General features: G+C 44.3%; 25 protein-coding genes, 1 tRNA gene and 1 pseudogene. 7 read left to right on the top strand and 20 right to left on the bottom strand.

What is annotated here, in order from left to right; translation table 11 throughout:
• Positions 1–6: 6 nt before the first annotated feature.
• The 17 genes from fliD to KXJ80_RS09080 all read right to left on the bottom strand — a co-directional run bounded on the left by fliD (position 7) and on the right by KXJ80_RS09080 (position 16,883).
• Positions 7–1,377 carry a flagellar filament capping protein FliD gene (gene fliD, locus KXJ80_RS09160; protein WP_259474663.1) on the bottom strand — a complete coding sequence of 457 codons (1,371 nt, stop codon included), beginning with the start codon at positions 1,375–1,377 and terminating at the stop codon, positions 7–9.
• A 48-nt stretch (positions 1,378–1,425) separates the two neighbouring features.
• Positions 1,426–1,812, bottom strand: a complete 387-nt coding sequence (locus tag KXJ80_RS09155; RefSeq protein WP_088585287.1) for a flagellar protein FlaG — start codon at positions 1,810–1,812, stop codon at positions 1,426–1,428.
• Positions 1,813–1,949: 137 nt separating this feature from the next.
• A complete protein-coding gene (locus KXJ80_RS09150) occupies positions 1,950–2,774 on the bottom strand; it encodes a flagellin N-terminal helical domain-containing protein (protein ID WP_086903733.1) in 825 nt (274 codons plus the stop codon).
• A 255-nt stretch (positions 2,775–3,029) separates the two neighbouring features.
• Positions 3,030–3,857, bottom strand: a complete 828-nt coding sequence (locus tag KXJ80_RS09145) for a flagellin N-terminal helical domain-containing protein (RefSeq protein ID WP_088585285.1) — start codon at positions 3,855–3,857, stop codon at positions 3,030–3,032.
• A 102-nt stretch (positions 3,858–3,959) separates the two neighbouring features.
• Positions 3,960–5,171 carry a flagellar hook-associated protein FlgL gene (gene flgL, locus KXJ80_RS09140; protein WP_259474662.1) on the bottom strand — a complete coding sequence of 404 codons (1,212 nt, stop codon included), beginning with the start codon at positions 5,169–5,171 and terminating at the stop codon, positions 3,960–3,962.
• Between the two features lie 11 nt (positions 5,172–5,182).
• Positions 5,183–7,108, bottom strand: a complete 1,926-nt coding sequence (flgK, locus tag KXJ80_RS09135) for a flagellar hook-associated protein FlgK (RefSeq protein ID WP_259474661.1) — start codon at positions 7,106–7,108, stop codon at positions 5,183–5,185.
• Positions 7,109–7,148: 40 nt separating this feature from the next.
• On the bottom strand, positions 7,149–8,303 hold the full coding sequence (locus tag KXJ80_RS09130; RefSeq protein ID WP_259474660.1) for a flagellar assembly peptidoglycan hydrolase FlgJ: 1,155 nt from the start codon (positions 8,301–8,303) through the stop codon (positions 7,149–7,151).
• Between the two features lie 17 nt (positions 8,304–8,320).
• A complete protein-coding gene (locus KXJ80_RS09125; protein WP_037420597.1) occupies positions 8,321–9,412 on the bottom strand; it encodes a flagellar basal body P-ring protein FlgI in 1,092 nt (363 codons plus the stop codon).
• Positions 9,413–9,423: 11 nt separating this feature from the next.
• Positions 9,424–10,098: a flagellar basal body L-ring protein FlgH gene (flgH, locus tag KXJ80_RS09120; protein WP_011716401.1), complete on the bottom strand. Its 675-nt coding sequence runs from the start codon at positions 10,096–10,098 to the stop codon at positions 9,424–9,426.
• Positions 10,099–10,110: 12 nt separating this feature from the next.
• Positions 10,111–10,899 (bottom strand): flagellar basal-body rod protein FlgG, encoded by a 789-nt coding sequence (gene flgG, locus KXJ80_RS09115; RefSeq protein ID WP_011716400.1) that lies wholly within the window; start codon positions 10,897–10,899, stop codon positions 10,111–10,113.
• Positions 10,900–10,909: 10 nt separating this feature from the next.
• A complete protein-coding gene (gene flgF / locus KXJ80_RS09110; protein WP_011716399.1) occupies positions 10,910–11,653 on the bottom strand; it encodes a flagellar basal-body rod protein FlgF in 744 nt (247 codons plus the stop codon).
• 172 nt (positions 11,654–11,825) lie between these two features.
• Positions 11,826–13,187, bottom strand: coding sequence for a flagellar hook protein FlgE (gene flgE, locus KXJ80_RS09105; protein ID WP_086903735.1), 1,362 nt, complete (start codon positions 13,185–13,187; stop codon positions 11,826–11,828).
• Between the two features lie 62 nt (positions 13,188–13,249).
• Positions 13,250–14,029 carry a flagellar hook assembly protein FlgD gene (gene flgD, locus KXJ80_RS09100; protein ID WP_086903736.1) on the bottom strand — a complete coding sequence of 260 codons (780 nt, stop codon included), beginning with the start codon at positions 14,027–14,029 and terminating at the stop codon, positions 13,250–13,252.
• Between the two features lie 24 nt (positions 14,030–14,053).
• A complete protein-coding gene (gene flgC, locus KXJ80_RS09095; protein ID WP_011622048.1) occupies positions 14,054–14,470 on the bottom strand; it encodes a flagellar basal body rod protein FlgC in 417 nt (138 codons plus the stop codon).
• A 2-nt stretch (positions 14,471–14,472) separates the two neighbouring features.
• On the bottom strand, positions 14,473–14,877 hold the full coding sequence (gene flgB / locus KXJ80_RS09090) for a flagellar basal body rod protein FlgB (protein WP_086903737.1): 405 nt from the start codon (positions 14,875–14,877) through the stop codon (positions 14,473–14,475).
• Positions 14,878–15,021: 144 nt separating this feature from the next.
• On the bottom strand, positions 15,022–15,861 hold the full coding sequence (locus KXJ80_RS09085; protein WP_011716394.1) for a CheR family methyltransferase: 840 nt from the start codon (positions 15,859–15,861) through the stop codon (positions 15,022–15,024).
• Between the two features lie 101 nt (positions 15,862–15,962).
• Complete coding sequence (locus KXJ80_RS09080) at positions 15,963–16,883, bottom strand: chemotaxis protein CheV (protein ID WP_259474659.1); 921 nt, start codon at positions 16,881–16,883, stop codon at positions 15,963–15,965.
• 205 nt (positions 16,884–17,088) lie between these two features.
• Between KXJ80_RS09080 and flgA the strand changes: the two genes are divergently transcribed.
• The 3 genes from flgA (at position 17,089) to KXJ80_RS09065 (ending at position 18,626) form a co-directional block, all read left to right on the top strand.
• Positions 17,089–17,796: a flagellar basal body P-ring formation chaperone FlgA gene (gene flgA, locus KXJ80_RS09075; protein WP_086903739.1), complete on the top strand. Its 708-nt coding sequence runs from the start codon at positions 17,089–17,091 to the stop codon at positions 17,794–17,796.
• A 75-nt stretch (positions 17,797–17,871) separates the two neighbouring features.
• Positions 17,872–18,198 (top strand): flagellar biosynthesis anti-sigma factor FlgM, encoded by a 327-nt coding sequence (gene flgM / locus KXJ80_RS09070; protein WP_218737128.1) that lies wholly within the window; start codon positions 17,872–17,874, stop codon positions 18,196–18,198.
• Positions 18,199–18,200: 2 nt separating this feature from the next.
• A complete protein-coding gene (locus tag KXJ80_RS09065) occupies positions 18,201–18,626 on the top strand; it encodes a flagellar protein FlgN (protein ID WP_218737129.1) in 426 nt (141 codons plus the stop codon).
• Positions 18,627–18,750: 124 nt separating this feature from the next.
• Here KXJ80_RS09065 and KXJ80_RS09060 read toward each other — a convergent pair.
• The 3 genes and pseudogenes from KXJ80_RS09060 to KXJ80_RS09050 form a co-directional block, all read right to left on the bottom strand.
• Positions 18,751–18,825: pseudogene (locus KXJ80_RS09060) on the bottom strand (LPP20 family lipoprotein); the annotation flags it as partial.
• Between the two features lie 47 nt (positions 18,826–18,872).
• The gene (locus tag KXJ80_RS09055; protein ID WP_218737130.1) at positions 18,873–19,322 is read right to left on the bottom strand and encodes an LPP20 family lipoprotein; all 450 of its coding nucleotides are present in this window, start codon (positions 19,320–19,322) and stop codon (positions 18,873–18,875) included.
• Positions 19,319–19,951: a FlgO family outer membrane protein gene (locus KXJ80_RS09050; RefSeq protein WP_218737131.1), complete on the bottom strand. Its 633-nt coding sequence runs from the start codon at positions 19,949–19,951 to the stop codon at positions 19,319–19,321. Before KXJ80_RS09050 ends, KXJ80_RS09055 begins: the two co-directional genes overlap by 4 nt.
• 278 nt (positions 19,952–20,229) lie before the next feature.
• Between KXJ80_RS09050 and KXJ80_RS09045 the strand changes: the two genes are divergently transcribed.
• The 4 genes from KXJ80_RS09045 (at position 20,230) to KXJ80_RS09030 (ending at position 23,178) form a co-directional block, all read left to right on the top strand.
• A complete protein-coding gene (locus KXJ80_RS09045) occupies positions 20,230–21,405 on the top strand; it encodes a flagellar assembly protein FlgT (RefSeq protein WP_259474658.1) in 1,176 nt (391 codons plus the stop codon).
• Between the two features lie 55 nt (positions 21,406–21,460).
• Positions 21,461–21,536 (top strand) — tRNA-Arg (locus tag KXJ80_RS09040).
• A gap of 47 nt (positions 21,537–21,583) precedes the next feature.
• Entirely contained in the window at positions 21,584–22,909 is a 1,326-nt protein-coding gene (locus tag KXJ80_RS09035) for a motility associated factor glycosyltransferase family protein (RefSeq protein WP_218737133.1), read from the top strand.
• Entirely contained in the window at positions 22,909–23,178 is a 270-nt protein-coding gene (locus tag KXJ80_RS09030; RefSeq protein ID WP_218737134.1) for a hypothetical protein, read from the top strand. Before KXJ80_RS09035 ends, KXJ80_RS09030 begins: the two co-directional genes overlap by 1 nt.
• The last annotated feature ends 18 nt before the right edge of the window (positions 23,179–23,196 follow it).

The following is a 23,196-nucleotide window of genomic DNA, read 5'->3' as shown; positions in this document are numbered from 1 at the left end:
TACTTACTAACTCTTTTTAACTGCTCCAGGAAGCGAGTTTAAACTAGCTTGTAAACCACTACTCTGCTGGTTAAGTTGTCCTACGACAAGATCCATTGCATTAAACTGTTTTGTTAAACGGGCAGTTTTCTGGTCCATTTTAAGAGTAAAAGCTTCTCTTTGTTCTGCTAACCTACTTTGCTGATTAGTATAACTTGTCTCTCTATCTGCAATCACGCCTCGGGATTTAACATAGCTTTCAGAAACATCGTAAAACCGATTAGCTAAGCCTTTTTCTGGTGTAGCAAAGAGAGCTTCAACACTAGACATATCCTCAGAAAGCACTTTATCAAGCTTAGTATCATCAATAGATAACTTACCATATCTATCTGTTGTGATACCTATATCATACAAAGCTATAGAACCACCATCTTCGGTAGGCACTCGTTCGCTCGCAATACGACGGAGTTGTGATTCAATCGAACGGATCATCGAGTCGCCCTGCAATGCCGCTGCAGTATTTGTATCTTGATCGTAGGATGACAGCTCATCGACCGTTGTAACTAAGCTATTGTAGGCATCAACAAATGCCTTAACGTTTGTTTTAACTGCATCGTTATCTTGTTCTATTTTGAGTGAAGTGGTTTTAGTAAGATCAGCATCTGTTAACTGTAAAGTCACACCTGTAATCGCATTCTTAACTTCATTAGTTTGCGAGGTGACTTTTTGGTTATCAATATAGATCACTGCATTTTTGGCATCTTGTAATGTTGTAATATTACTGGCATCAAACATATCACTGAGCCCTGAGCCTGAAGTGTCAGTCGCAGTAATATTGATTTGATTATCCTCACCCGTTTTATTGGAACTAAACACCAATCGACTACCAGCATCACTGGTAACTACGGTTGCGGTAACACCCACATTGTCAGAAGCTTTATTGACTTTTTTGGCTATTGCATCAAGGGAATCTGTTGCGGCTATATCAACAGAGAAATTTTTTCCATTGATGTCAAAATCTAGGCTTCCTTCACCAACACCAGATGCAGGATTCGCAACATTTGCTCCTGCAATCTTATGGTTGACAGCAAGCTGTTCAACTTTAATAGCATAACTACCTGTTTGAGCTGTTTTATCAGCAGTTGCAGTTAAATATGTACTATTACTAACGGATATTTTGCGTTGATTTAAAGCCTCACCGGTTTGTAATTTTTTTACGGCATCCTGAAATGTCGTCAGTGCGCTTTTTAAGGTTCCCATAGCAGAAACCTCAGCTTTAATGCTATCTTCTTGTGCTTTAAACATTGCTTCTTTAGGAACTTTTTCAGCATCCACTAATACTTTTACAATGTTAGCAGTATCTAACCCTGAACCGATACCTGTCGCTGTGATTGCCATACAAACCCCTTACTCATCAACTATCACTATATTTAGTAATGTCAGTATTTAAGCCTCTGTTTTCATCAAAAGCCCTGTCACTTCAGATAGCTTTTCAGCTAATGCTAGTGCTTCTTCACTCGGCATTTGTCTAATGACATCACCCGTATCTTTGTCTAAAACAGTCACAACGGCTTGACCTGACTTCTCATCAACCTTAAATGCAAGCCCCTTACGCATCATAGACATCATATCCGACAGCTCAGTAGCAATTTGCGTAAGTTTAGCCGGATTAAATTCGTTATCGACACCATCTTGTGCAATGGTTTGTTCAATTGTCGATACTGCGGCATCTCCCTTTAACTCAACTCCTGAAGCTGGAGTCTTTGGAGACACTTGAGCTAAATCGACTTTATTGTGAACCATAGTAGCTGAATTTGATATATTGATATCCATAGCCACACCTCACCATATTAACCCCTTGTTTTATTTATCATAAAACAAGTCTACTTTAAAAGCTTTATCAACCTTTAATGTGGCAAAGGGAGATCCGTTGCCGAACCTCCCTTAGAGCCTTATACTTCAGTATGTTATTAAAGTAGTGATAAGGCCACTTGGGGTAATTGGTTAGCTTGCGCCAACATTGCTGAACCTGTTTGTTGTAACACTTGGTTCTTGGTCATTTGCGATGTTTCTTTCGCAAAGTCAACGTCTACAATACGGCTCTTCGCATCAGCAACGTTAGCTTGCGTATTAGCACTATTGCTGATGTTATAAGCTAAACGGTTTTGTATAGCACCTAATTTTGCCCTTTGGTTATCAATTGACTTAATTGCTGCATCAATATTTGTTAGTGAAGTACTTCTCTGGGCTGCAGTAGAAACCTTAACATCCGAAGCCTGTACATTTAGAGCACTTGCAGTCACTTTAGACACAGAAACCGCTATATCCTCTTTATTCTGGTGTCCCACTTGGAATGTCTTACCAGTAGCAAATGAACCATCCAGTAACTTAGTGTTACCAAATGCTGTTGTATTAGCAATAGCAGTAATCTCAGTTGCAAGCGCGTCCAGCTCTGATTTTATAGCATCAAGATCGGATGTAGAATTTGAACCGTTTTCAGACTGAATAGTCAGATCACGCATACGTTGCAACATATTAGTTTGTTCTTGCATCGCGCCTTCAGCAATCTGTGCAATAGAGATCGCATCGTTGGCGTTACGCATACCCACTTCTAAGCCACGAACCTGACTATTTAAACGGTTAGAAATAGCTAAACCTGCTGCGTCGTCTTTTGCGCTATTAATGCGCAGACCACTGGATAAACGTTCCATGGAGGTGGCCAAGCCGCTTGCTGAAGTATTTAGGTTTTTCTGTGCTTTCAAAGATGTAACGTTTGTGTTTACTGTAATGGCCATGATCGTTTCCTCTTTATACCTGGCTTTATCTAAACTTGCCTGTCTGCTTAAGCCAGGCGGGTCTTAGTGGTTACAGTATATTTAACGGCCATCTTTTTTTTATCTTTAGTATTATTTTTAAAAAATTTTTATGTTTATAAAAAATCTTTTTTTTCATAAAGATAAAGCTTTTCAATTAAAAACTTTGCCTACTTTTCTAATCGTAGCTAGAAAAAGTAGGCAAAAGTACTCTACAAAAGATACGCTAACTTAAGCTTAGCCCAACAATGACAACGCCACTTGTGGTAATTGGTTTGCTTGAGCGAGCATCGCAGACCCAGTCTGTTGCAGTACTTGGTTCTTAGTCATAACTGACGTTTCTTTCGCAAAGTCAACATCCACAATACGGCTCTTCGCATCGGCAACGTTAGCTTGAGTATTAGCACTATTACTAATGTTATAAGCTAACCTATTCTGAATCGCACCCAAGTTTGATCTTTGCTTATCAATGGCTTTAATTGCTGCATCAATATTTGTTAGTGAAGTACTTCTCTGGGCTGCAGTAGAAACCTTAACATCCGAAGCCTGCACCTTTAGAGCACTTGCAGTCACTTTAGACACAGAAACCGTAATATCCTCTTTATTCTGGTGCCCCACTTGGAATGTCTTACCAGTAGAAAATGAACCATCCAGTAATTTAGTGTTACCAAATGCTGTAGAGTTTGCAATTGCTGAGATTTCAGAGGCTAATGCATCAATTTCTGATTTAATTGCATCAATATCAGAAGTTGAGTTCGCACCGTTTTCTGCTTGGATGGTCAAATCACGCATACGTTGCAACATATTAGTCTGCTCTTGCATTGCGCCTTCAGCAATCTGGGCAATAGAAATGGCATCGTTTGCATTACGCATACCCACATCTAAGCCCCGCACTTGACTATTTAAACGGTTTGAGATTGCTAAACCCGCAGCGTCATCTTTGGCGCTATTAATACGCAGACCACTCGATAGACGTTCCATAGAGGTTGCTAAGCCACTACTGGATGTATTTAAATTTTTCTGTGCCTTCATCGAAGTCACGTTGGTATTAACTGTAATAGCCATAGTATTTTCCTCTTCTAAGTATCTTGCCAAGACTTCGAAGCTTGGCCATTTCCAATCTTGAAACTACCAGTGCATTTAGGCTATTACACCTAAAAATCACGATTAAATATAATCAAACAGGGAAACAGAACCCACCTTACTAAACACGCTAGAGACTGCGTTCAATGCAAGCTGCTGCTTTGCAAATTCCGTAATCGCTGACGCGTAATCAAGATCCTCAAGTAGAGAAAGAGCAGATGTATTCAACACTTGTTCCTCGATGTGAGTATCTTTGTAGCTTTCAACGGCTTTCAGATTATTCCCCGCCACACTTCTGGCAGAACTGATCTGATTGACACCACTATCGATGTCATTCAATATCTGTGCCAACTGAGATCGACCTTGAGGTGTGTTAGCTGAATTAGGATCTTCAATTAATGCGATCGCACGACTGATTGTATCGAAAATGCTGACTTCAGACTGTGGCTCCATGGTGAAACTATCGCCAGCGCTGGGTTTTCCAGAAATGTTGACTTCAATACCATTAAAACTTACAGGGGTTGCCGCATCAAAATTAGCAATGTTCGCCACTGGATTATTGGCTGAATCAAGTACTTGTAAATTGGTTCCACCAGAACCATTATCTGAAAAATTAAATGTATATGTATCAGCTAGATAAGTTGCTGGATCAGCAATCTTCGCCGTTTTAACACTAAACTCGCCCTGCTGGCTGGCCAAATAATTGACACTATAATCGCCAAGTCCATTGGGGGCTTTCATAAAAGCGGTGTCGCCAGGGACATTAGTTCCTAGTGCAACGCCAGACTGCACTAAACTATTTCGAATGCCAGAATCACCGCTATAAACTATTTGGGGAGGTGTTGAGTTGTCGAAAGCAAATGGCTCTTTATCCGTGCTGTAACCAGAGAACATATAGTTGCCAGATTCATCCTTACTATTGGCAATAGACAGTAACTCTTCTAAGCTTCCTTTCATTTCATCGGCAATCATTTGCCGCTCAGAATCCGCTAGTGTGCCGTTTACCGCTCGCATAACTTGTTCACGTATGGAAGATGCCAGATTTTCGGCACTCCCCAACTTACTTTCAGTTACTGCTAATCGATTAGTCGCGTAGTCAATATTCTTCATAAATTGATCGACTAAGGCATTGCGTTGATTCAGGTTATCGATACCTAGCGCCGCAACGGGATCATCACCCGCAGTATTGACTTTTTTGCCGCTACTGAGCTGTTCGAGGATCTTGCTAGTTGCCGTTTGCTTTTGCAGTACACTCGTAATGCTTTGATTAAAGATCTGCGCGGATGATAGTCGCATGATTAAATCTCCTAACGCACTGAAGTTAATAGGGTGTCAAAAATTTGTTGTGCCGTAGTCATGATACGAGCAGAGGCTTGATAAGCCTGTTGAAAACGCATTAAATTGGCGGCTTCTTCATCTAAGTTGACGCCCGATTCGCTTTCTACTCTGGCATAGGCTTGTTGGTAAATAGCCTCTGCAGACCCTACACGCACTTCGGCCGCTTTTGTCTTACTGCCTATGTCAATTTTTGTATTTTCAAATACATCCGCTAAGGTTGACTTCCCCCCATTCATCACTTTACTTTCACTCAATTTGGCCATAGCAACGGCGTTAGAGTTGTCGCCTTCAGCAAAGGCTAAGTTAAAGGTAAATCTGTCATTACTGGCGGCTGCGGTACTATCAACTTCAAAGGTAAAACCAAAGGCACTTATACTTGGGGGAGTATAAGGAGCGGCAGCGCCAAGGGAGGTTCCGGAGGCATCAAATGCTTCATAGGTTGGAGGTATCGCGGTGGTATCGAGCTGGATCGTCAATTCACTGCCAGTAACGGGAAAGTTGGCGGCACTACGATTAGTAATTTGCGTCACTTTAACTTGGGTATTACCCGAGTTCGCGGTATCTGGTGTTATTTTAGGCGAAGCCGCAGCAATGCCTTTAGGATCCGTCATTTCAACGGTAATGCCGTTAGCGGCGCCCGCAGTAGGTCGAATAATAAAGCGATCACCTGAAGCCATCGCCCCTGCTTTAATATCGATTGAAAATCCAGCACCACCTTCTAAGGTCGACCCATTTAACGTCAGTGGTGTAATTACCCCTGTTTCTGTATCCCTTAGTTCATAGGAGGCCGGCGCAGTAAAAGATAACTCATATGAGCCACCCGTTAATAAGCTTGTGTCATCAATATTCACGCCTAAGGTTGCGTTACCAGTATTGTTTGAATAGCCACCAACACGACCCAATGACATCAAAGGATCATTAATATCCCTAAAGATATTCGCTCCCACTTGGCCATTTAGATCTAATCCTTGTTGCTGCATTTTGTTGAAGTTATCAGCAATCCCCAGGGCCAACTGATCAAGCTCATGGCTTGCAGGAATTAACGTTTGATCACGGTACTCAAACAACGCCCCTAATTGCCCGCCTAATTTACTCGGATCGGCAGCAACACTTTGTGAGCCAATACTTGACGTCAATTGCAATTCATTGGGAAATGGATCTCCAGTTTTAGTATCCATCGTCATGGCGATTTCACCGGAAACCAACATCACCGAACCACCTAACATAATACTTTTTGCACCATTCTCTTGAGGAATTACATTCACCTGAGCATATTGGCTTAGCTCTTGAATGAGTGCATCTTGCTTATCGAGTAACATGGCATCTTGATTTGGCGATTTCATCAGCTCGAGATTTAAATTAGCCAGCTCCTTACTAATCTCGTTGATGCGCTTAGTCATCCCCGTGATCTGGTCATTGGTTTGCGTAAGCTGGCCATTTAGACTCGATTGCATCTGATTCAAGCTACTTGCCACTTGTTTAGCATCAGTCAGGGTTGAGCTGCGAAGACCTAAATCAGCAGGTAAATCCGCTAAACTGTTTACTCCAGCAAAGAGAGAATTTAAGCTCTGCGGCACCATTTTACCGGTTTGAGAAAACAGTTGGTCGAGCTCACTGAGTTTGCCATAACTCGCTTCAGCACCACTTAGGGTTGTTTGTCCAATACGTAATTCTCTTGCCGCATAGTCGTTGTAAATACGTTTTACATCATCAACGTAAGTCCCCGTGCCATAAAAACTATTACCAAGCCGTTGTGACTCTAGCGTCGACTGGGTTGCCACCTGCCTGTGATAACCTGCGGTATTCGCGTTGGCAATGTTATTACTGGTAACCCCAAGTTGCGACTGCGAGGCTAGCACCCCAGTACGAGCAATATTTAATAGGTCAATCGCCATTAGCCGACACTCCTCAGAACTAATAACCTATGAAGATTTATCATTTGTCTTCTCCTTGCAGTATCGACTTAAGCTCTTGGCTTATTGTCTGCATCACTTTAATGACTTTCTCAGCATATTTTGGATCGGTGGCATAGCCCGCATCCTGCAATGCACGAATAAATTGGGTTGGTGAAGCGGCGACTTTTTTAGCATCTTGATAACGCTCACCCTCAGCAATAAAGGAAACAAAATCGTTAAAACTGTGCTCGAAATCGGCATACACCCTAAAATCGGCTTTTTGTCTAACGGCAATACCCTGCTCAAATTCCAAGGTACTCACGTTAGCCTTATCCCCAAGCCAACGGCGATCAGCCTTAATGTTGAATAAGTTATGGCTAGGAGTGCCGTTATTTCCGCGAACAATTTTTTGCCCCCAACCAGTCTCGAGAGCCGATTGAGCCAATAACACTTCGGGTTTAGTGCCAAGGGCTTTAGCGGCTTTTTCGGCATGGGGATATAACGTCGCTAAAAATTCTTCACGGCTACCAAACTTAAGCGTCTTTTGCGTTTCTCTAAATGCCACTGTCGGCAATATTTGGCCGCTGATAACAGGTTCTATCGGTGATAAGGGTTGCTCAGACCAGGTAGGCTTAGGTGTATCTATCGCCAACAAGCGTTCAGGTCGGTCAATGTCTAAGGAAGAAGTGACACCATCGGCCTTTTCAAATTCAACATTTGGACGCGCTATCGATGCAGGTACACCTTGTGCGGCTTGTTCTGAAGTGTTGCTATTTATAGCTTCAGCAGTCGATGGGGCTTGAACAGGAATATTAAAGGCTTTAGCGTCATGTTCTAGTTTCATGCCACCATCATTACGTAGCACCGATGCAGGTGTTAGCTGGCTTGACTCAGGATACAACTGCTGCACCATCATGTCAGCCAGCCCCAGCACACCTTTATCCGATAAGTCGACGGATAATTGCTGATCCCGCATCTGCTCATAAAATTTGGTGTATTGACTATTGAGGGGACTGTCAGACTCAAACACCGCATTAGCATCACGCATGCTCTTCATCAGCATTTGCACAAAAACGCCTTCAAATTGCTGGGCAACTTTTTTCAAAGCGCCCTTTTCATCTTTCTGAGCCTGGGCGCGCAGGTTATCGAGCCCGCCCAGATCAAGAAAATGTGATGAACTTGAAAGCTTTTCCATGATTTTCCCGACAGAAATTAGATGATGATAAGTTCACCATGCAAAGCTCCTGCCACTTTTAACGCTTCCAGAATGGCAAGGACATCAGAAGGGGCTGCACCGACCAAATTCACGGCGCGCACTAATTCATCTAAGGTCGTGCCGGGATTAAACATAAACATCCGACGATCACTTTCAGTCGCATTTATCGTGCTATTGCTGGTCACTGTTGTTTGGCCATTGGCTAGCGCATTTGGCTGAGACACCTGAGTCGCTTCGGCGATCGTCACCGTCAAACCACCATGAGTCACAGCCGCAGGTAATAACTTGACGTTCTGCCCAACGACTATCGTGCCAGTGCGCGAATTCACAATCACTTTGGCAGACTCCTCAGCAGGTTCCACCTCGATATTTTCGAGCGTAGCTAAAAAAGACACCCGTTGTGATACATCCCTTGGCGCACTGACTTGAATCGACGTTGCATCCAATGGGCGTGCCATATCAGGGCCGAGCAGATCATTAATCGCATCGGCCATACGCTGCGCGGTCGAAAAATCCGAGCGACGTAGGTTAAACGTCAAATAATCGCCAGTAGAAAACGGCGTAGCCACACTGCGTTCAACAATTGCGCCGTTAGGAATACGGCCAACCGTTGGCGTGTTTTGAATCACTTTCGAACCATCCAAACCATCGGCACTAAAACCACTTACCACTAAGCTGCCTTGGGCAATCGCATATACATTGCCATCAACCCCTTTGAGGAAGGTTTGCAGTAACGTCCCACCACGTAAGCTTTTTGCTTCACCGAGGCTTGAAACGGTCACATCCAATTCTTGGCCTGGTTTAATAAACGCTGGCATATCGGCATGCACAGCAACCACGGCCACGTTTTTGATTTTGGGTCTAAAATTTTCAGGCAAATTGATGCCGAAATTTTTAAGCATGGTGGTGAATGTTTGCTCTGTGTAATTGGTTTTCTCACCCGTACCAGGCAACCCCACTACTAAGCCATAACCAATTAACTGGTTATTTCGTACCCCTTGCACATTAGCAATATCTTTAATGCGTTCAGCCTGGCTTGGCATCGAAAACGCCAACATAACAACGGCCAAAATGAGTTTATATTTCATGATATGACTCCTTAGAAGGGCCACCAATCGCTCATAAAGAACTGGCTTAACCAGCCCACTTTTTGCGCTTCGGCGAAAGTACCAGTACCGCTATATTGAATACGCGCATTGGCCATACGGGTTGAATCAATGGTGTTATCTGGCTTGATATCCTGCGAGCGCACAATACCGGTCACGCGAATAAACTCATCACCATTGTTGATTGAAATCCACTTTTCACCGCGCACAACTAAGTTACCGTTATTGAGCACTTGCATAATATTGGCGGAGATACTGCCGTCTAAGCTATTGCTTTGATCTGCATCGGATTCACGCTTAGTATTCATGCTGTCTTTGTAGCGTAAATCGAGGGGAATACCGCCTAAAGACACATTGCTCCCGCCGGCATAAATGGGATCGAGTGTCATATCAGAACCTTTTTTGATCTGATTACCGGCACTCTTTTTCGCCTGAGTCGCTTCTTTCAACACGATAGTGATAATGTCACCGACTTTATGGGCACGAATATCCGAGTAAAGACTCGCCGCTTGGCTATCTTGGTAAATCGACCCCGTTGCAGCAATTTTAGTCGGTGGTGCTTCGGGATAAACTGGGGCATAGAAGGGATCATCCGCAATCGGCTTCTTTGGAGTTGAACTACATGCCGCCAGCAAGAGCGTACTAGCCAATAGTAGATATCTAGCCATGATCATGTGCCTCTATAGATTCTGATTCACATAAGCCAGCATCTGATCGACCGCCGAAATCACTTTGGAGTTCATCTCGTAGATCCGCTGACTTTCAATGAGGTTAACTAGCTCTTCGGTCACGTTCACGTTAGAGGTTTCTAACGCACCTTGACGAATCGCTCCCATACCATCAAGTGATGCAGTGCCTTGAATAGGCGTACCACTCGCACCAGTTTCGGTGTATAGGTTTTGTCCCATAGGATCTAAACCCGACGGGTTAATAAAGTCGGTCATACTTAGCTGCCCAACGACCTGGTTTTCCGCCGCACCTGGTGTTTTTACCGAAACTTCCCCTTCAGCAGAGACTGTAATACTGGTTGCATCCTCAGGGATAGTGATCGCAGGTTGCAACACATAACCCGAACCCGGTGTGACAATTTGCCCAGTATCATCTAAGGTAAATTGACCATTACGGGTATAAGCCGTAGTCCCATCGGGGAGCTGCACTTCGAAAAATCCTGGGCCTTCAATCATCAAATCGAGCGAGTTGTCCGTGGTCAGCATATTGCCTTGGGTAAACATTTTTTGGGTGGCTACCACCTTGGTACCCGCACCAATGTTCAAACCGTTTGGCAACTTAGTGTTAGAGGCGCTGATCCCACCCGCTTGGTTAACAGTTTGATAAAGTAAGTCTTCAAATACCGCGCGGCTTTTTTTATAGCCCACAGTACTGGCGTTAGCGACGTTGTTTGAAATCACCGCAATATCGGTTTGCTGTGCGTCTAAGCCAGTTTTACTAATCCATAACGCTGGATGCATAATTTATCTCCTAACTAATCCGCATTAATGAAGATGAAGCGCGGTCATTTTCTTCCGCGGTTTTCATCATCTTCACTTGCAATTCAAATTGTCGCTGTAGGTCGATTAAGGACACCATCTCATCCACTGGATTGACGTTACTGCCCTCTACAGCACCACTTTCTACAAATACACTGGGATCGGCAGGCGCCGGATCACCGGATACCAAACGGAACAACCCATCCTCGCCGCGCATCATTTGTGCATTGCCAGGGTTTACTAACTTTAATCTTCCGACCTCTTCGACGACTTCTGTCGTCGCACCTTGAGGACGAACAGAGATAATCCCATCCTGTGAAATAGTGACCTTTTCAATTGGCAGCGGTAACACTATCGGTCCGGCATCACCCATCACGGGATTACCACGGTCGTTATGCAATAAACCTGTTGAGTCAAAACTGAGACTGCCAGAACGGGTATAAGCTTCACTACCATCCTGTGCTTGCACGGCAAACCAACCGTCACCTTTAATGGCAACGTCAAGATCGCGTCCAGTAGATTTAATCGGGCCCGAACGAAAATTGGCGGAGGGGGTTTCAACCATGGCAAAGACCCTTGTCGGTAATCCTTCACCAAAGGCTTGCATCGATCTGGCTTGCGCCATATCCGACTTAAATCCATCGGTATTTGCGTTGGCTAAGTTGTTGGCACGCAACGCCAATTCATTCATATTTTGCTTAGCGCCGCTCATGGAGATATAAAGGAATTTGTCCACAGACTGCTCCGTCAAAGTTTCAACCTGACAATAGCAAAGCAAGCATCATGCCAATAAAATTAATGGCTAATTTACTGATAAATTGGGAGAAGATTATGAGGAAATGGCGACAACGCCAAAAGAGGCTAAGTGTTGCCGCCAGCGGCAACACTTAGAAAAGGAGTAAATCAGCTTAACGAATTTGCAGTACAGTTTGTTGCAGAGTGTTGTTCACTTCGAGGGTACGCGAGTTAGCCTGGAAGTTACGTTGCGCCGAAATCAAATCCACCAGCTCAGTCGTTAAGTCGATGTTGGACTGCTCTAATGCCGAAGAACTGATGCTACCGAAGGTACCACTGTTGGGTTCCCCCGCAAGTGCTGGACCCGACTCAAGGCTCGCTTTCCATGAGGTGTTACCTACCTGCGTTAAACCTTGCTCGTTGGCAAAACGCACTAAGGCAACGCGGGATAATGGCACGGTTGAACCGTTAGAGTAGCTGGCGGTGATCAAACCATCTTCACCGATTTCAACGTTGGTTAAACGGCCCACTGTCGTACCATCTTGAGTTAATTCGGTGGCCGCAAACGGAGCTGAATACTGAGTCGGTGCATTGAACTTAATGGTCACATCTTGAGTACCATCGGCACCAGGGCCTAACACACCAGCACCACCCACGCCTAATGCTTCAGTTGTCACGACAGCAGGATCGCTTCCGGTATACACACCGACAGAGTTAAACTTCAATACCGAACCTTTCCAACCGCCTGTGGTTTGGGCTGTCTCTGTACCATCAGCCGTACCATCGCCATTGGTATCCGTCTGATAAGTCCCCGCAGGACCAGACACATCCACTTGCTTACCATCAATTGCGTAGTAGGCAACCCAGTTGTTTTCACCGTTGTAAGAGCCGTTGTTTGGCTTCACAAAATAGGTGGTCATGATATGCGGCTCACCGAGTGAGTCGTAAATCGTCATGGAGGTCACACTGTTGTAGGTTTTAGAGTCCAGCGGGTCAAAGGCAGCAGGATCGAGTGAACCTTCTTTCGCATTTAAGTTCATCTGCAGAGTCACGTTTTCAGTCTGAACTGGACTGCCAGCAGTATCAGGAATTTGCACAGGTTTAGCCGTCGTTAAACTGACCGATGTCGAATTACCATCTTTATCAACAGGGAAGGTTTGCAGATAATTACCTGCAGAATCAACCATATAATTATTTTTATCGACTTTAAATGCGCCAGCACGGGTAAACTGATGATCTAGGGTGCCAATCTCAGAAGCCGTGACAAAAAAGCCGCCCCCTTTAATCGCTAAATCTAAGGAGTTATTGGTCAGCTGCAAACTACCTTGGTGGAATTGCTGCGCCACTTGGCTCGTTGCCACACCACCACCGACAGCGGTTTTAGAGTTAGAGAAAATTGAATTAGCGTAAACATCCGCAAATTCAGCACGCGATTCTTTAAAACCAATGGTGTTAGCATTCGCGATGTTGTTCGCGGTAGTGTTTAAGTCTTTCTGTGCAGCAGAAATGCCACTCAATGCAATGTTAAACGACATAATTCACCTCTACATTTCACTCAATTCAATTAAGGACCCAGGTCCAACTCAATACTGACAAATTAGGTTTCTGATACCGCGAGTACATCAGAGAGCTTAATACCTGCACCACCGCGAAGATTAAGAATCGCCCCAGTACTTGCAGTGCCCAGAGAAACGCTGGTCACGTGGGCATAGGTCGAAACGGCAAGCTCTTGAGATTCTCCATCAACAAGACCACTGGCCTTAATGGTGTAATTGCCAGCACTGACAGGTTGGCCATTTTCATTCAGACCATCCCATGTCACTGGGATGTTGCCGCCATCACTGCCATCGATGTTAAAGGTGCTAACCACTTGGCCTTTTTCATCGAGTACACGCACGTTAATCACAGGAATTTTGTCTGGCGTACTCACCACGCCACTCAGGGTGGGGCTTTCGACTGACACATTGCCGGTATCGGTTGGGATCAACACCTTTCGTCCAACTAATCCCGATGCTTGCAGCGCCTGACTCGATGTCATCACGCTGTTTAAATTAACAATCTCATCATTGAGCTTTGAAATACCATCCACGGTAGAAAAAGATGCCATTTGTGCAATCATCTGGTCGTTGTCGACGGGCTTAAACGGATCCTGCATCGACAACTGCTGACTGAGTAATGAAAAAAAGTCTTCCTGTGTCAGCTGTTGACTCTTGGCTTCTGGCACAACAGATTGGCTAGGCAAGCGGATCCCATCTAAAAATGGATTGCCGGTTGATGTACTCGTTGTGCTCGTGGTATTAGTCGCTACCGTATTCGATTGGCTCTTAGTTTGAGTCGTCTGAGCCGTATTCTGGCTAAGTTGGTTAATGAGGCTCACAGCTTACCTCCTAAATCGCGCATGTTATTTACCCATCCCAAGTGTTTGTTGCAGCATAGATTTTGCGGCTTCAGCGACTTGAACATTCATCTGATATGAGCGAGAGGCAGAAATCATATCCGCCATTTCTTCCATGACATTTACATTCGGCTTATAAATAAAACCATCCGCATCCGCCATCGGGTGATCAGGCGAATACTCTTTTAATAGGGGTTTATCGCTCTCAACGATGCCTTTTACTGCAACACCTTGAGAAGCTTGCTGTTGGCTCTGCGCTTTCGCCATTTCAGCTTCAAAAATGGGATGACGTGAGCGGTAAGTTTTATCAATACTGCTAGAAACAGAATCGGCGTTAGCGATGTTACTCGCCGTGGTATTGAGTCGGACGGACTGAGCTGACATACCAGAGCCAGCCACATCAAAAATGCTAAATAAACTCATGATTAATCCCCTCTCAGCGCTTTTTTCATGCCGCTAAACTTACTGTCCAAAAATCCCAGAGACATTTGATATTCGAGGGCATTTTGCATAAATGCCGACTGTTCCTGTTGAATATCCACTGTATTACCATCTCCAGTATCTGGCTGATTTGGCACACGGAACTTCATGTATTGTCCCGTTAACTGTGCGAGGCCAAAATGCTGCTCATCGCCTGTCATCTCAAGGCTATTGCGTTGCTGTTGCTGGGTCTTCGCAATATTTAAGGCCGCAGAAAAATCGACGTCACGGGCTTTATAATGTGGCGTATCGGCGTTTGCGATGTTGCTTGAAATCACTTCGGCACGCTCGGCACGTATCCCCAAAGTGAATTGGTGCACACCTAGTGCCTTATCAAAATTAATCGCCATAAAATTGCCTCCATCGTGACTCTCACGGGAACAAAGCAATTCATGTGCCAAAAAACAGAAACTATCAGAAATGTGTAGAAATGGGGTTTGGTGGGGTAAAAAATTACCGACTAATGTCGGTAATTTTTATTTAATATCATAACATTAAGTCTTTTTCTGGTAATAGATACCAGGGTTGCAACGCACCATGTCAAACTCATCTGTCAGGCCCGCAATGGATTCTGACGCGCCGAGAAAAAGTATGCCCTTCGGATTTAATGCGGCAGCGAATTGCCGCAAAATTTTTGCTTTTGCCTCTGGGGCAAAATAGATCAGCACATTTCGACAGAAGATAATGTCGAACTTGCCGAGTAAGGTGTAACTCTCAAGTAAGTTATGGGCGCGAAAATTGACTAAACGCTTAACGTTATCCTTAACTCGCATGTTGCCAGAGGGCAAAGCATCAAAAAACTGGCGCTTACGTTCCTCGGATAAACCACGCGCTAGCGCCAAACTATCGTATTCGGCATTTTTGCAACGTTCCAACATCGAAGGCGAAAGATCGGTTGCTTGGATCGAGGCGCCGCCCGGCAAAGCTCCCGGCTTCTTCTGTTGATATTCTAAGATAGTCATTGCCAACGAATAAGGCTCTTGGCCAGACGAGCAGGCAGCGGACCATATTTTTAATGGACGCCCCAACTTACTGTATTCAGGTAACAACACATTATTGAGCAACTCAAACGGATAACGGTCACGAAACCATAAGGTTTCATTGGTAGTCATGGCGTCGATCACTTCTGCCCGTAAGGCTCGCTCCGTGGGCTTCATCGAATGTTTTACCACATCGGATAACGAAGGCAGATTATATTTGCCCATCAAAGGAGCAAGACGGCTACGTACTAGGTATTGTTTATTTTCCCCCAGTACGATGCCGCTGTGTTGTTCTAGGAACAACCTAAATTGATTATATTCGGCTTCAGCGAGTGATTTGTCAGGCACATTCACGTCCTAGATCCTATAGCAAGCACCCAAATAAGTGCCAACAATCATGTAATAAGGGCTAGATTATAGCGTAAAGCGCTACTAGGCACTAACCCACACTTTCACTACAAACTTAAATGCTTGTTCACTGCTGCCGCTAATTCATCAGGATTGAATTTCGCGATAAAGTCGTTGGCGCCTACTTTTTGCACCATGGCCTGGTTGAACACGCCGCTGAGTGAGGTATGTAAAACGACCTTAATATGCTTGAGCTTTGGATCGTCGCGGATTTCTGCCGTTAAGGTATAACCATCCATTTCAGGCATTTCGATATCGGAAATAATTAATGGGATCTCTTCCGCGACATTGTTCATTTCACTAGCAATCGCCTTTAACTTGTCCAATGCTTCGCGGCCATCTTTTGCCGTATCAATTTGTAAATTTAACGACTCTAACGACCGAATAATTTGCTTGCGTGCCACCGCCGAATCATCAATCACCATAATATGGTAATGCTGACTTCTATCGAGAGTAAGTTGCTCATTAACCTCTTCACTAATGGCCGTTTTGACAGGTGAGATTTCATCTAAAATCTTTTCAACATCCAAGATTTCAACCAACTCACCTTCAATCTCGGTAACCGCGGTTAAATAGGAATAACGCCCAGCACCTTGTGGTGGCGGCATAATAGCTTCCCAGTTCATGTTGATAATACGTTCAACAGAACTAACCAAGAACCCCTGCACACTACGGTTATATTCCGAAATGATAATAAAGCAATTCTCGGTACTCGCGAGCGGACGCCCACCAGTTGCGGCACTTAAATCGATGACTGAAATGGTCGTTCCGCGAATATGTGCCACCCCTTTAACGTAGGGATTAAGTTTAGGCAAGGCCGTTAATGGTGGACACTGCAGAACCTCTTTTACTTTGAATACGTTAATCCCAAAACGTTGACGACCATTCAACTTAAATAGCAATAGTTCTAGTCGGTTTTGACCTACGAGTTGGGTGCGTTTGTTGACTGAATCAAGAATACTCGACATAACTCTGCCTTGTTGTTCTGTTTATGTACGGCCCTAAAACTCGTTTGAGTATAGGCATATTAATTGCTTGCGTCTTGTTATCCATAACCATAGTTGAAACTGAGTCAAACTTCTGACACGAAATTTTGGCCTTAACGACACAGGACAGTTTCACGTTTGATAAAAGTATAGGTGCATTCTGGCGTTACAAGCTAGTCTCTTCATTATGAAAGTAAATTTAGTATATTTTTTATGTGTTATCGCATTATTTCTCACCTCGGCGGCCAATGCAGCTCCCGAGGTACCTAGCGTATCGGCGATATCAGAGTTAGCTAAAGCCCTTATTAATGAAAAGATTTCAGTACCGGCGAATGCCAAAGTGGAAATCGCTCCCCAGTCTATTGATAACCGACTATTACCAGCACAATGCGCGTCCCCAATAAAAGTTGAACTAGCATCGGATAGGGAAATCAGCCGCAACAACACAGTAAAAGTCAGCTGTGACACACCGGATTTGGCCTACCCTTGGCAGATTTTTATGTCGGTACGTGTTGATATTATGTTCCCTGTTGTGGTAGCCAGCGAAACACTGGCGCCAGGCGAGTTAATCAGTCCGACTCAGATTGAAATCCGTTATATTGATCAAAATAGCTTACGCGGAATGCAATTTAGCGATACCAGCCAACTTTCAGGCGTACGGGTTAAACGCCGTGTTGCCAAAAATTTTCCCATTTTTGCAAACAACCTTTGCTTTGTTTGTAAGAATGATTCAGTGTCGATTTATGTCCGTTCCAGTAATTTTGTACTAAAAACCGTGGGGGAAGCACTGCAAGATGGTAATATTGGTGACCAAATTAGGGTCAAAAATAGCAGCTCAAACAAGGAACTAGATGCTATAGTCACAGCCATTGGCGAAGTCGAAGTTAGAATGTAAAATAAGCTAAAGCTTTTCGATGGGCTGCCGATACCCCAGTTAAGAAATCCCGTATACACGACGCTGGAGCCTAACATGGCAATTGATATTAGCAAATTTAACGCCGGAGCGGCCGCGCAAGTCCGTTCAAACAGTACAAAAAAGAACAGCGAAAGCGAGCAATCGACTCAGGTTGCGGCTAAATCGACTCAACAAAAAGGTGACTCAGTTGTCATTACGGCTCAAGCTCAACAGCTTCAAGGAGCTCAAACCAAAATGGCCAGCCTACCTGAAGTCGACCAAAAGAAAGTGGCCGAAATAAAACAAGCCATTGCCGAAGGTCGTTATAAAATTGATCCCGAAAAGTTGGCTGCGAATATTGCCAGCTTCGAAGCAGAATTAAATGAGCTTAATAAAGAGTAACTATGACAGAAATAGCTAAACTGGTAGATCAACAACACGCCCATTTGGCTGTTCTTAAACAAATTATTCTTAAGGAAAAAGGCGCTTTGGTTGACCAAAACGCCGATTTGCTTTTGTCGCTTGCTGAGCAAAAATCAACATGTCTACAAGCCCTTAAAGCAAATGATGACTTGCTGGCTGGTCACAGTGATAAAGCCTTACTCACAGAGCAAGTTGAGCTATCCGATAAAATGGCAGTGGTTAAAGAGGCACTCGCAGAATGCAAAGATCTCAACGCACAAAATGCTAGTTTGATCGAGATGAATCTTGCAAGCCTAAACCGCTTTGCTCAAGCCTTGCAGGCGAGCCGAAATGCCACCACGCTGACGTATAACGATAAAGGTAAAACCTCGACAATCTCAAGCTTAGGCAATGATCTAAAAGCGTAAGGCGTGTTATAAGAACAAACGGATTTCAAACAAAAACCGCGCTTAGTTAGCGCGGTTTTTGTTTATCGATTATCTGTACCCAAACCATCTCATGCTTGTCTTCTGGTTGATAGGAGATGACACCTTAAAAGTAAGTGACTTCTTTAATTCTCTGTGGCCGACTCTGCTGTTGATAGATTTGCCATACCTTAGAAAAATCACCCAAACCATCTCATGCTTGTCTTCTGGTTGACAGGAGATGACACCTTAAAAGTATGTGACGTCTTTAATTCTCTGTGGCCGACTCTGCTGCTGATAGATTTGCCATACCTTAGAAAAATCAAGTTCTAACTCAGTAACGTAATGCTCACCTGCAGGATAACTTTTAACTACTCTTGCGCCGCGGATCACCCCAGTGACTGAAGCTTTAACATTATCATCGGTTAGCATCCAATCACTGACACTGCTGTTAGCGGTGATCTTTTGACCATATACTTGTTCAGCTAGCTCACGGTAAGCCACAATTTTGGATGCTTGCATCGCCATCAACATTCTTTGAGATTGCTCTTTCGCTGGTTGAGTCGCTAACGGGGCATAACCAATAGCAGTCAACTTAGGGAAGCTAGATGGAGGAACATCTTCCCACTGCACATACTTGTCTCTAGAGGCACAACTTGTCAGTAGAAGCGCCGCAATCACTAACAGGTAGCGTTTCATTTTCCATCTCCTAATACACGCACTTCATTCATACCGGGAGCCGACTGACGATATAAAATCCCATCGTGGGAGATCACTTGCTCAGAGGGCTGCATATAATTGCTTAATTCTTTTTGTGTCACAAAGGTCTGTGAAGCTGACACCACTCGGTTGTTACTTAAGGTAACGATTCGAGTATTAATGGCTAAGCCATTGGTCGTCGGACTCATCGTGGATACCACAATATGGTCAACAGGTAAGTTGGTCGAAAGCTTTTGCCAATCGCGCGTCAAAATAAAATCGCCCTCACCAGTAACATGCAGTCCATCAGCGAGATTTAACTCCACCACATTAAATTGAAAACTGTGCAACGATGCCATGAGTCCCTGCTGCAATTGCAGCGCAACCGCATTCGTACTCGTCATGTCGCCAACTAATACTGGTGTAGTTACAACGATAGGTTGATCAGGACGCAATGCATCATTTTGCTTGACTAGCTCGGTCACAATACGCTGCGCTAAATGATTAATCACCGCTGTCGGCGGCAAACCATTGCCGTCAACTAGGCTAGGTTTTGGCGGCACAACGGGTTTAGTCGCACACCCAATCAGCGCCAAAAGAGCCAAGGGAATGAACGCACGCTTTAGCATGGGAATAACCTCATTATCGATATCAATGCGCCTCAAAGCGAGTCGCAATCTTTAGTCAAAAAGATTGCAAATATTAGACCAAGTCAAAATACAATCCTTGATTCACTCACCTGATTATCGACAACGATGCCAATAACTTTACCCTCTATACCTATTCAGCAACTTCAGATAGTTTGGGGATATTTCATAAATCAGGCACGGAACTTGCTTTTACAGCCAATAAAACCGCCATTAAACTGACTCAACTGATTGGCACAATTGACCTGAAGGGCTTATTAATGAACATACTCAGAAAGCACTTGCTCATCATTAGCAGCCTACTGCTGGCCGCACTTCAAGCTAATCAAGCACAAGCAGAATGGGTCGAAGCCAGTGGTGAAGCAATCATCACTAATGGCAACATTGCCCAAGCGCGGGAAGAAGCTATCAATCAAGCGGTTAGCTATGCCACCCTCAGCACCGGGATCCAAATATCCAGTGAACAACAAACCACCAACGGCAATCTCACACAAGACAGCTTCGCCATTAATCGTAACGCTCAAGCGATTAGTATTCAGTTAGTAAGTGAACGCATTCAAGGGAATAAAATTTATGTGTCGCTCAGGCTCGATCTGAATGATGACCCAACACAACAATGCCCTACGGGCCAATTAAAAGCCGCGATCCTTATTCCCCAAGCCCAAATAAAAGATCGAGCACAATTACGCTACGGCCAATTATCAGGATTTGAAGAAGTCATATCCGAAAGACTCGGTAATAGTATTGATGGCTACTCATCAACTGGATACAGCCATATCCATGCCAAAGAGCGGCTTGATATCGCACAAGAATTGGTCGATATCCGCGGCTATCGACTCCCTAGTTGGTTGAGTGAAATCACCGATAGCCAATATATTTTATTGCCACAAATCATCGATATATCGACGGAGCCAGTGCAATCAACCTTTATGGGATGGTGGGATGAAGCGCCACTCAGACAATTCCAATTTAAGCTCAGTCTCTATCACGGCATTAGCGGCGAGGAAGTGTGGAGCAAAACCTACAGTACCTCTGCCCCGTGGGAGTTTGAAGAACAGGCCATCATAGCCCCTAATAGTGACCGATTTTGGCGTTCATCCTATGGCAGAAATATCAGCCAAATCATGCAAGAAGCGACTCGAGATATAGACAACACGCTCAATTGCAGACCACTGTTGGGGCAAGTCGTCAGCCGTCAAGGCGATAGAATTATCCTCAACTTAGGTCGCAAACACGGCATTCGAGTTGGCGATAAATTCCAGGTCGTGTTACAACAAAACTTACCCGATAGACTCAACGAAATGCGTGCCGTCGCCACCAAGAGCCGAGCAACGGTAAAAATCGAACAAGTCAGCGAAGAAAGTGCAACGGCGGTCCTCGTTGACCAAAATGCGGCTTACAATGTACAGATAAACGACATCGCGCTTAAGATTTAACCAACTAAATCATAAGCCTTTTAATCAAAGATAAAACCAGTATAATCACTGGCGTCTCTTCATAGCTCAACAGGATAGAGCAGCCGCCTCCTAAGCGGCCGATCGGGGTTCGAGTCCCTGTGGAGAGACCAGATAGTGATGTCGGTAATATCAACACGAAAGCTTCCGAGGAAACGGAATGACTGAACTATTTGCCACTAATCTGAGTATTATTGCTAAACGCTGGCCAATTGTGGCTGCTGCGATAAAAAGCCAATCAATTGACCATCTTGATGCACACTTAGTCCAAGGCCAAAACCAAACTATCAGTGTTAATGGCATTCAGCTCAGCAGTCGCCATGACCGCATCGCTGAAGCACAGCTGTTTATTAGTACCCTTCCCTCAAATGTTCAGCAAGTCACGGTTTATGGGGTAGGAATGGGCGATGTGCCGAGTCTACTAACGGATAACCAGCAATATCAAAAAATCGAAGTTTGCATTTTAAACTTAGCCGTATTCGCATTACTGCTTTGTTACACCGATCAGAGGGAATGGCTCTGTCATCCGAATGTGCTATTAAATGCGATGCCCAGTGCCACGCTGCAATTTCCGAATGTTGCCATTACCCCAGATCTCAATCTGGTCAGTGATGACAATGCCACACTGAGGGATCTCTTGGTGATGGAGCTTAATCGTGATTTCACCAATCGACACCATCAAATCGATGATCCTGAGATCCTTAAGCGCTTTGCCGATAATCAGGTTTTTATTACCAACGATCCTGATGCTGCCCATTTAACGAAAAGCTACAATCCATACAAAGCAATTGTTATAGGCTCAGGTCCGTCTTTAGAAGAACATTATGCTTATCTTAAGCAACTGACTTTAAGCCCATCGAAACCCTTGTTGATTGCTGCGGATACGGCTTTACGTGGCTTACTTCATCATCAGATTAAGCCTGATATAGTGGTCTGTATTGACGGTTTGATATCCTCCTATCATTTGCCTTTGTCAGAAACCCAAGAAATCAATCTTGTGTATTTTCCTCGGGTAGCCCCCGAAGTATTAGCCCATTGGCTAGGGCCAAGATTTGTGGCTTATGGCACGAGTAAAATTTACGACAGCATGGCCCAGCTGAACCCCAAGCTGAGGCTGTTTACAAACGGCAGTGTGATTCACCCAGCAATTGATTTAGCCGTTAAGTTACATGCTAAGGAAATCACGCTATTAGGCTGTGACTTTTGTTACTGCAATAATAAAAGTCATGCTTTTTGGAATGATTATCCGTTTGAAAGTAAGGACAAATCTGAAAAAATATGGGTTGAAGCTGTGATACAAAAGGTGAAAGAAGCAAAGCATTGGTTGATTAATGGCAAAGGCCAACGGATTGCTACAGATCTTAATCTTCGCGCTTATTTACGACATTTAGAACGCTATATTGCTAAACATCCACAGGTGAAGTTTTACCAAGCGAGTTTATCGGGTGCGAAAATCCGTGGTTCGCAATATAAGGAGCTGATTTAATGTCTTTCAAACCACATAATTCACCAAAACAATCCCTAGAAGACATGCTTTGCCAAGCGGCCCACTCCTTCCGTTTAGGCAAGGAAGCTCAGGGCTCAGTGGAATTTCGTTTATGTCTCGATTCAATAGAGAAACATCACCCCGAGCTGATGCAATTACCCTCATTTAAGCAAATGCTGGCGCCAATGCTACAAGCTCAGGAGCAACACGATTGGCTAAGTCTTGCAGATTACTTAGAGTATGAACTCATTAGCCTTGTCAGTAGCTAAAACACTAACATAAAGCTT

This window comes from Shewanella xiamenensis, from assembly GCF_024971755.1.
Taxonomy (GTDB): Bacteria; Pseudomonadota; Gammaproteobacteria; order Enterobacterales; family Shewanellaceae; genus Shewanella; species Shewanella xiamenensis.
The sequence above is the reverse complement of the archived record's forward strand: the minus strand, read 5'-3'. Positions and strand labels throughout refer to the sequence as shown.

Coding starts and splice junctions, on each gene's coding strand:
- KXJ80_RS09055 (WP_218737130.1), bottom strand. CDS start 19,322: ATGAAACGCTACCTGTTAGTGATTGCGGCGCTTCTACTGACAAGTTGT.
- flgB (WP_086903737.1), bottom strand. CDS start 14,877: ATGGCGATTAATTTTGATAAGGCACTAGGTGTGCACCAATTCACTTTG.
- KXJ80_RS09035 (WP_218737133.1), top strand. CDS start 21,584: ATGACTGAACTATTTGCCACTAATCTGAGTATTATTGCTAAACGCTGG.
- KXJ80_RS09045 (WP_259474658.1), top strand. CDS start 20,230: ATGAACATACTCAGAAAGCACTTGCTCATCATTAGCAGCCTACTGCTG.
- flgA (WP_086903739.1), top strand. CDS start 17,089: ATGAAAGTAAATTTAGTATATTTTTTATGTGTTATCGCATTATTTCTC.
- flgC (WP_011622048.1), bottom strand. CDS start 14,470: ATGAGTTTATTTAGCATTTTTGATGTGGCTGGCTCTGGTATGTCAGCT.
- KXJ80_RS09080 (WP_259474659.1), bottom strand. CDS start 16,883: ATGTCGAGTATTCTTGATTCAGTCAACAAACGCACCCAACTCGTAGGT.
- flgK (WP_259474661.1), bottom strand. CDS start 7,108: ATGGCGATTGACCTATTAAATATTGCTCGTACTGGGGTGCTAGCCTCG.
- KXJ80_RS09155 (WP_088585287.1), bottom strand. CDS start 1,812: ATGGATATCAATATATCAAATTCAGCTACTATGGTTCACAATAAAGTC.
- KXJ80_RS09050 (WP_218737131.1), bottom strand. CDS start 19,951: ATGCTAAAGCGTGCGTTCATTCCCTTGGCTCTTTTGGCGCTGATTGGG.
- fliD (WP_259474663.1), bottom strand. CDS start 1,377: ATGGCAATCACAGCGACAGGTATCGGTTCAGGGTTAGATACTGCTAAC.
- flgE (WP_086903735.1), bottom strand. CDS start 13,187: ATGTCGTTTAACATTGCATTGAGTGGCATTTCTGCTGCACAGAAAGAC.
- KXJ80_RS09150 (WP_086903733.1), bottom strand. CDS start 2,774: ATGGCCATTACAGTAAACACAAACGTTACATCTTTGAAAGCACAGAAA.
- flgM (WP_218737128.1), top strand. CDS start 17,872: ATGGCAATTGATATTAGCAAATTTAACGCCGGAGCGGCCGCGCAAGTC.
- flgL (WP_259474662.1), bottom strand. CDS start 5,171: ATGCGACTATCATCCGCGCAGATCTTTAATCAAAGCATTACGAGTGTA.
- KXJ80_RS09145 (WP_088585285.1), bottom strand. CDS start 3,857: ATGGCTATTACAGTTAATACCAACGTGACTTCGATGAAGGCACAGAAA.
- KXJ80_RS09030 (WP_218737134.1), top strand. CDS start 22,909: ATGTCTTTCAAACCACATAATTCACCAAAACAATCCCTAGAAGACATG.
- KXJ80_RS09065 (WP_218737129.1), top strand. CDS start 18,201: ATGACAGAAATAGCTAAACTGGTAGATCAACAACACGCCCATTTGGCT.
- flgG (WP_011716400.1), bottom strand. CDS start 10,899: ATGCATCCAGCGTTATGGATTAGTAAAACTGGCTTAGACGCACAGCAA.
- KXJ80_RS09130 (WP_259474660.1), bottom strand. CDS start 8,303: ATGGAAAAGCTTTCAAGTTCATCACATTTTCTTGATCTGGGCGGGCTC.
- flgH (WP_011716401.1), bottom strand. CDS start 10,098: ATGGCTAGATATCTACTATTGGCTAGTACGCTCTTGCTGGCGGCATGT.
- KXJ80_RS09125 (WP_037420597.1), bottom strand. CDS start 9,412: ATGAAATATAAACTCATTTTGGCCGTTGTTATGTTGGCGTTTTCGATG.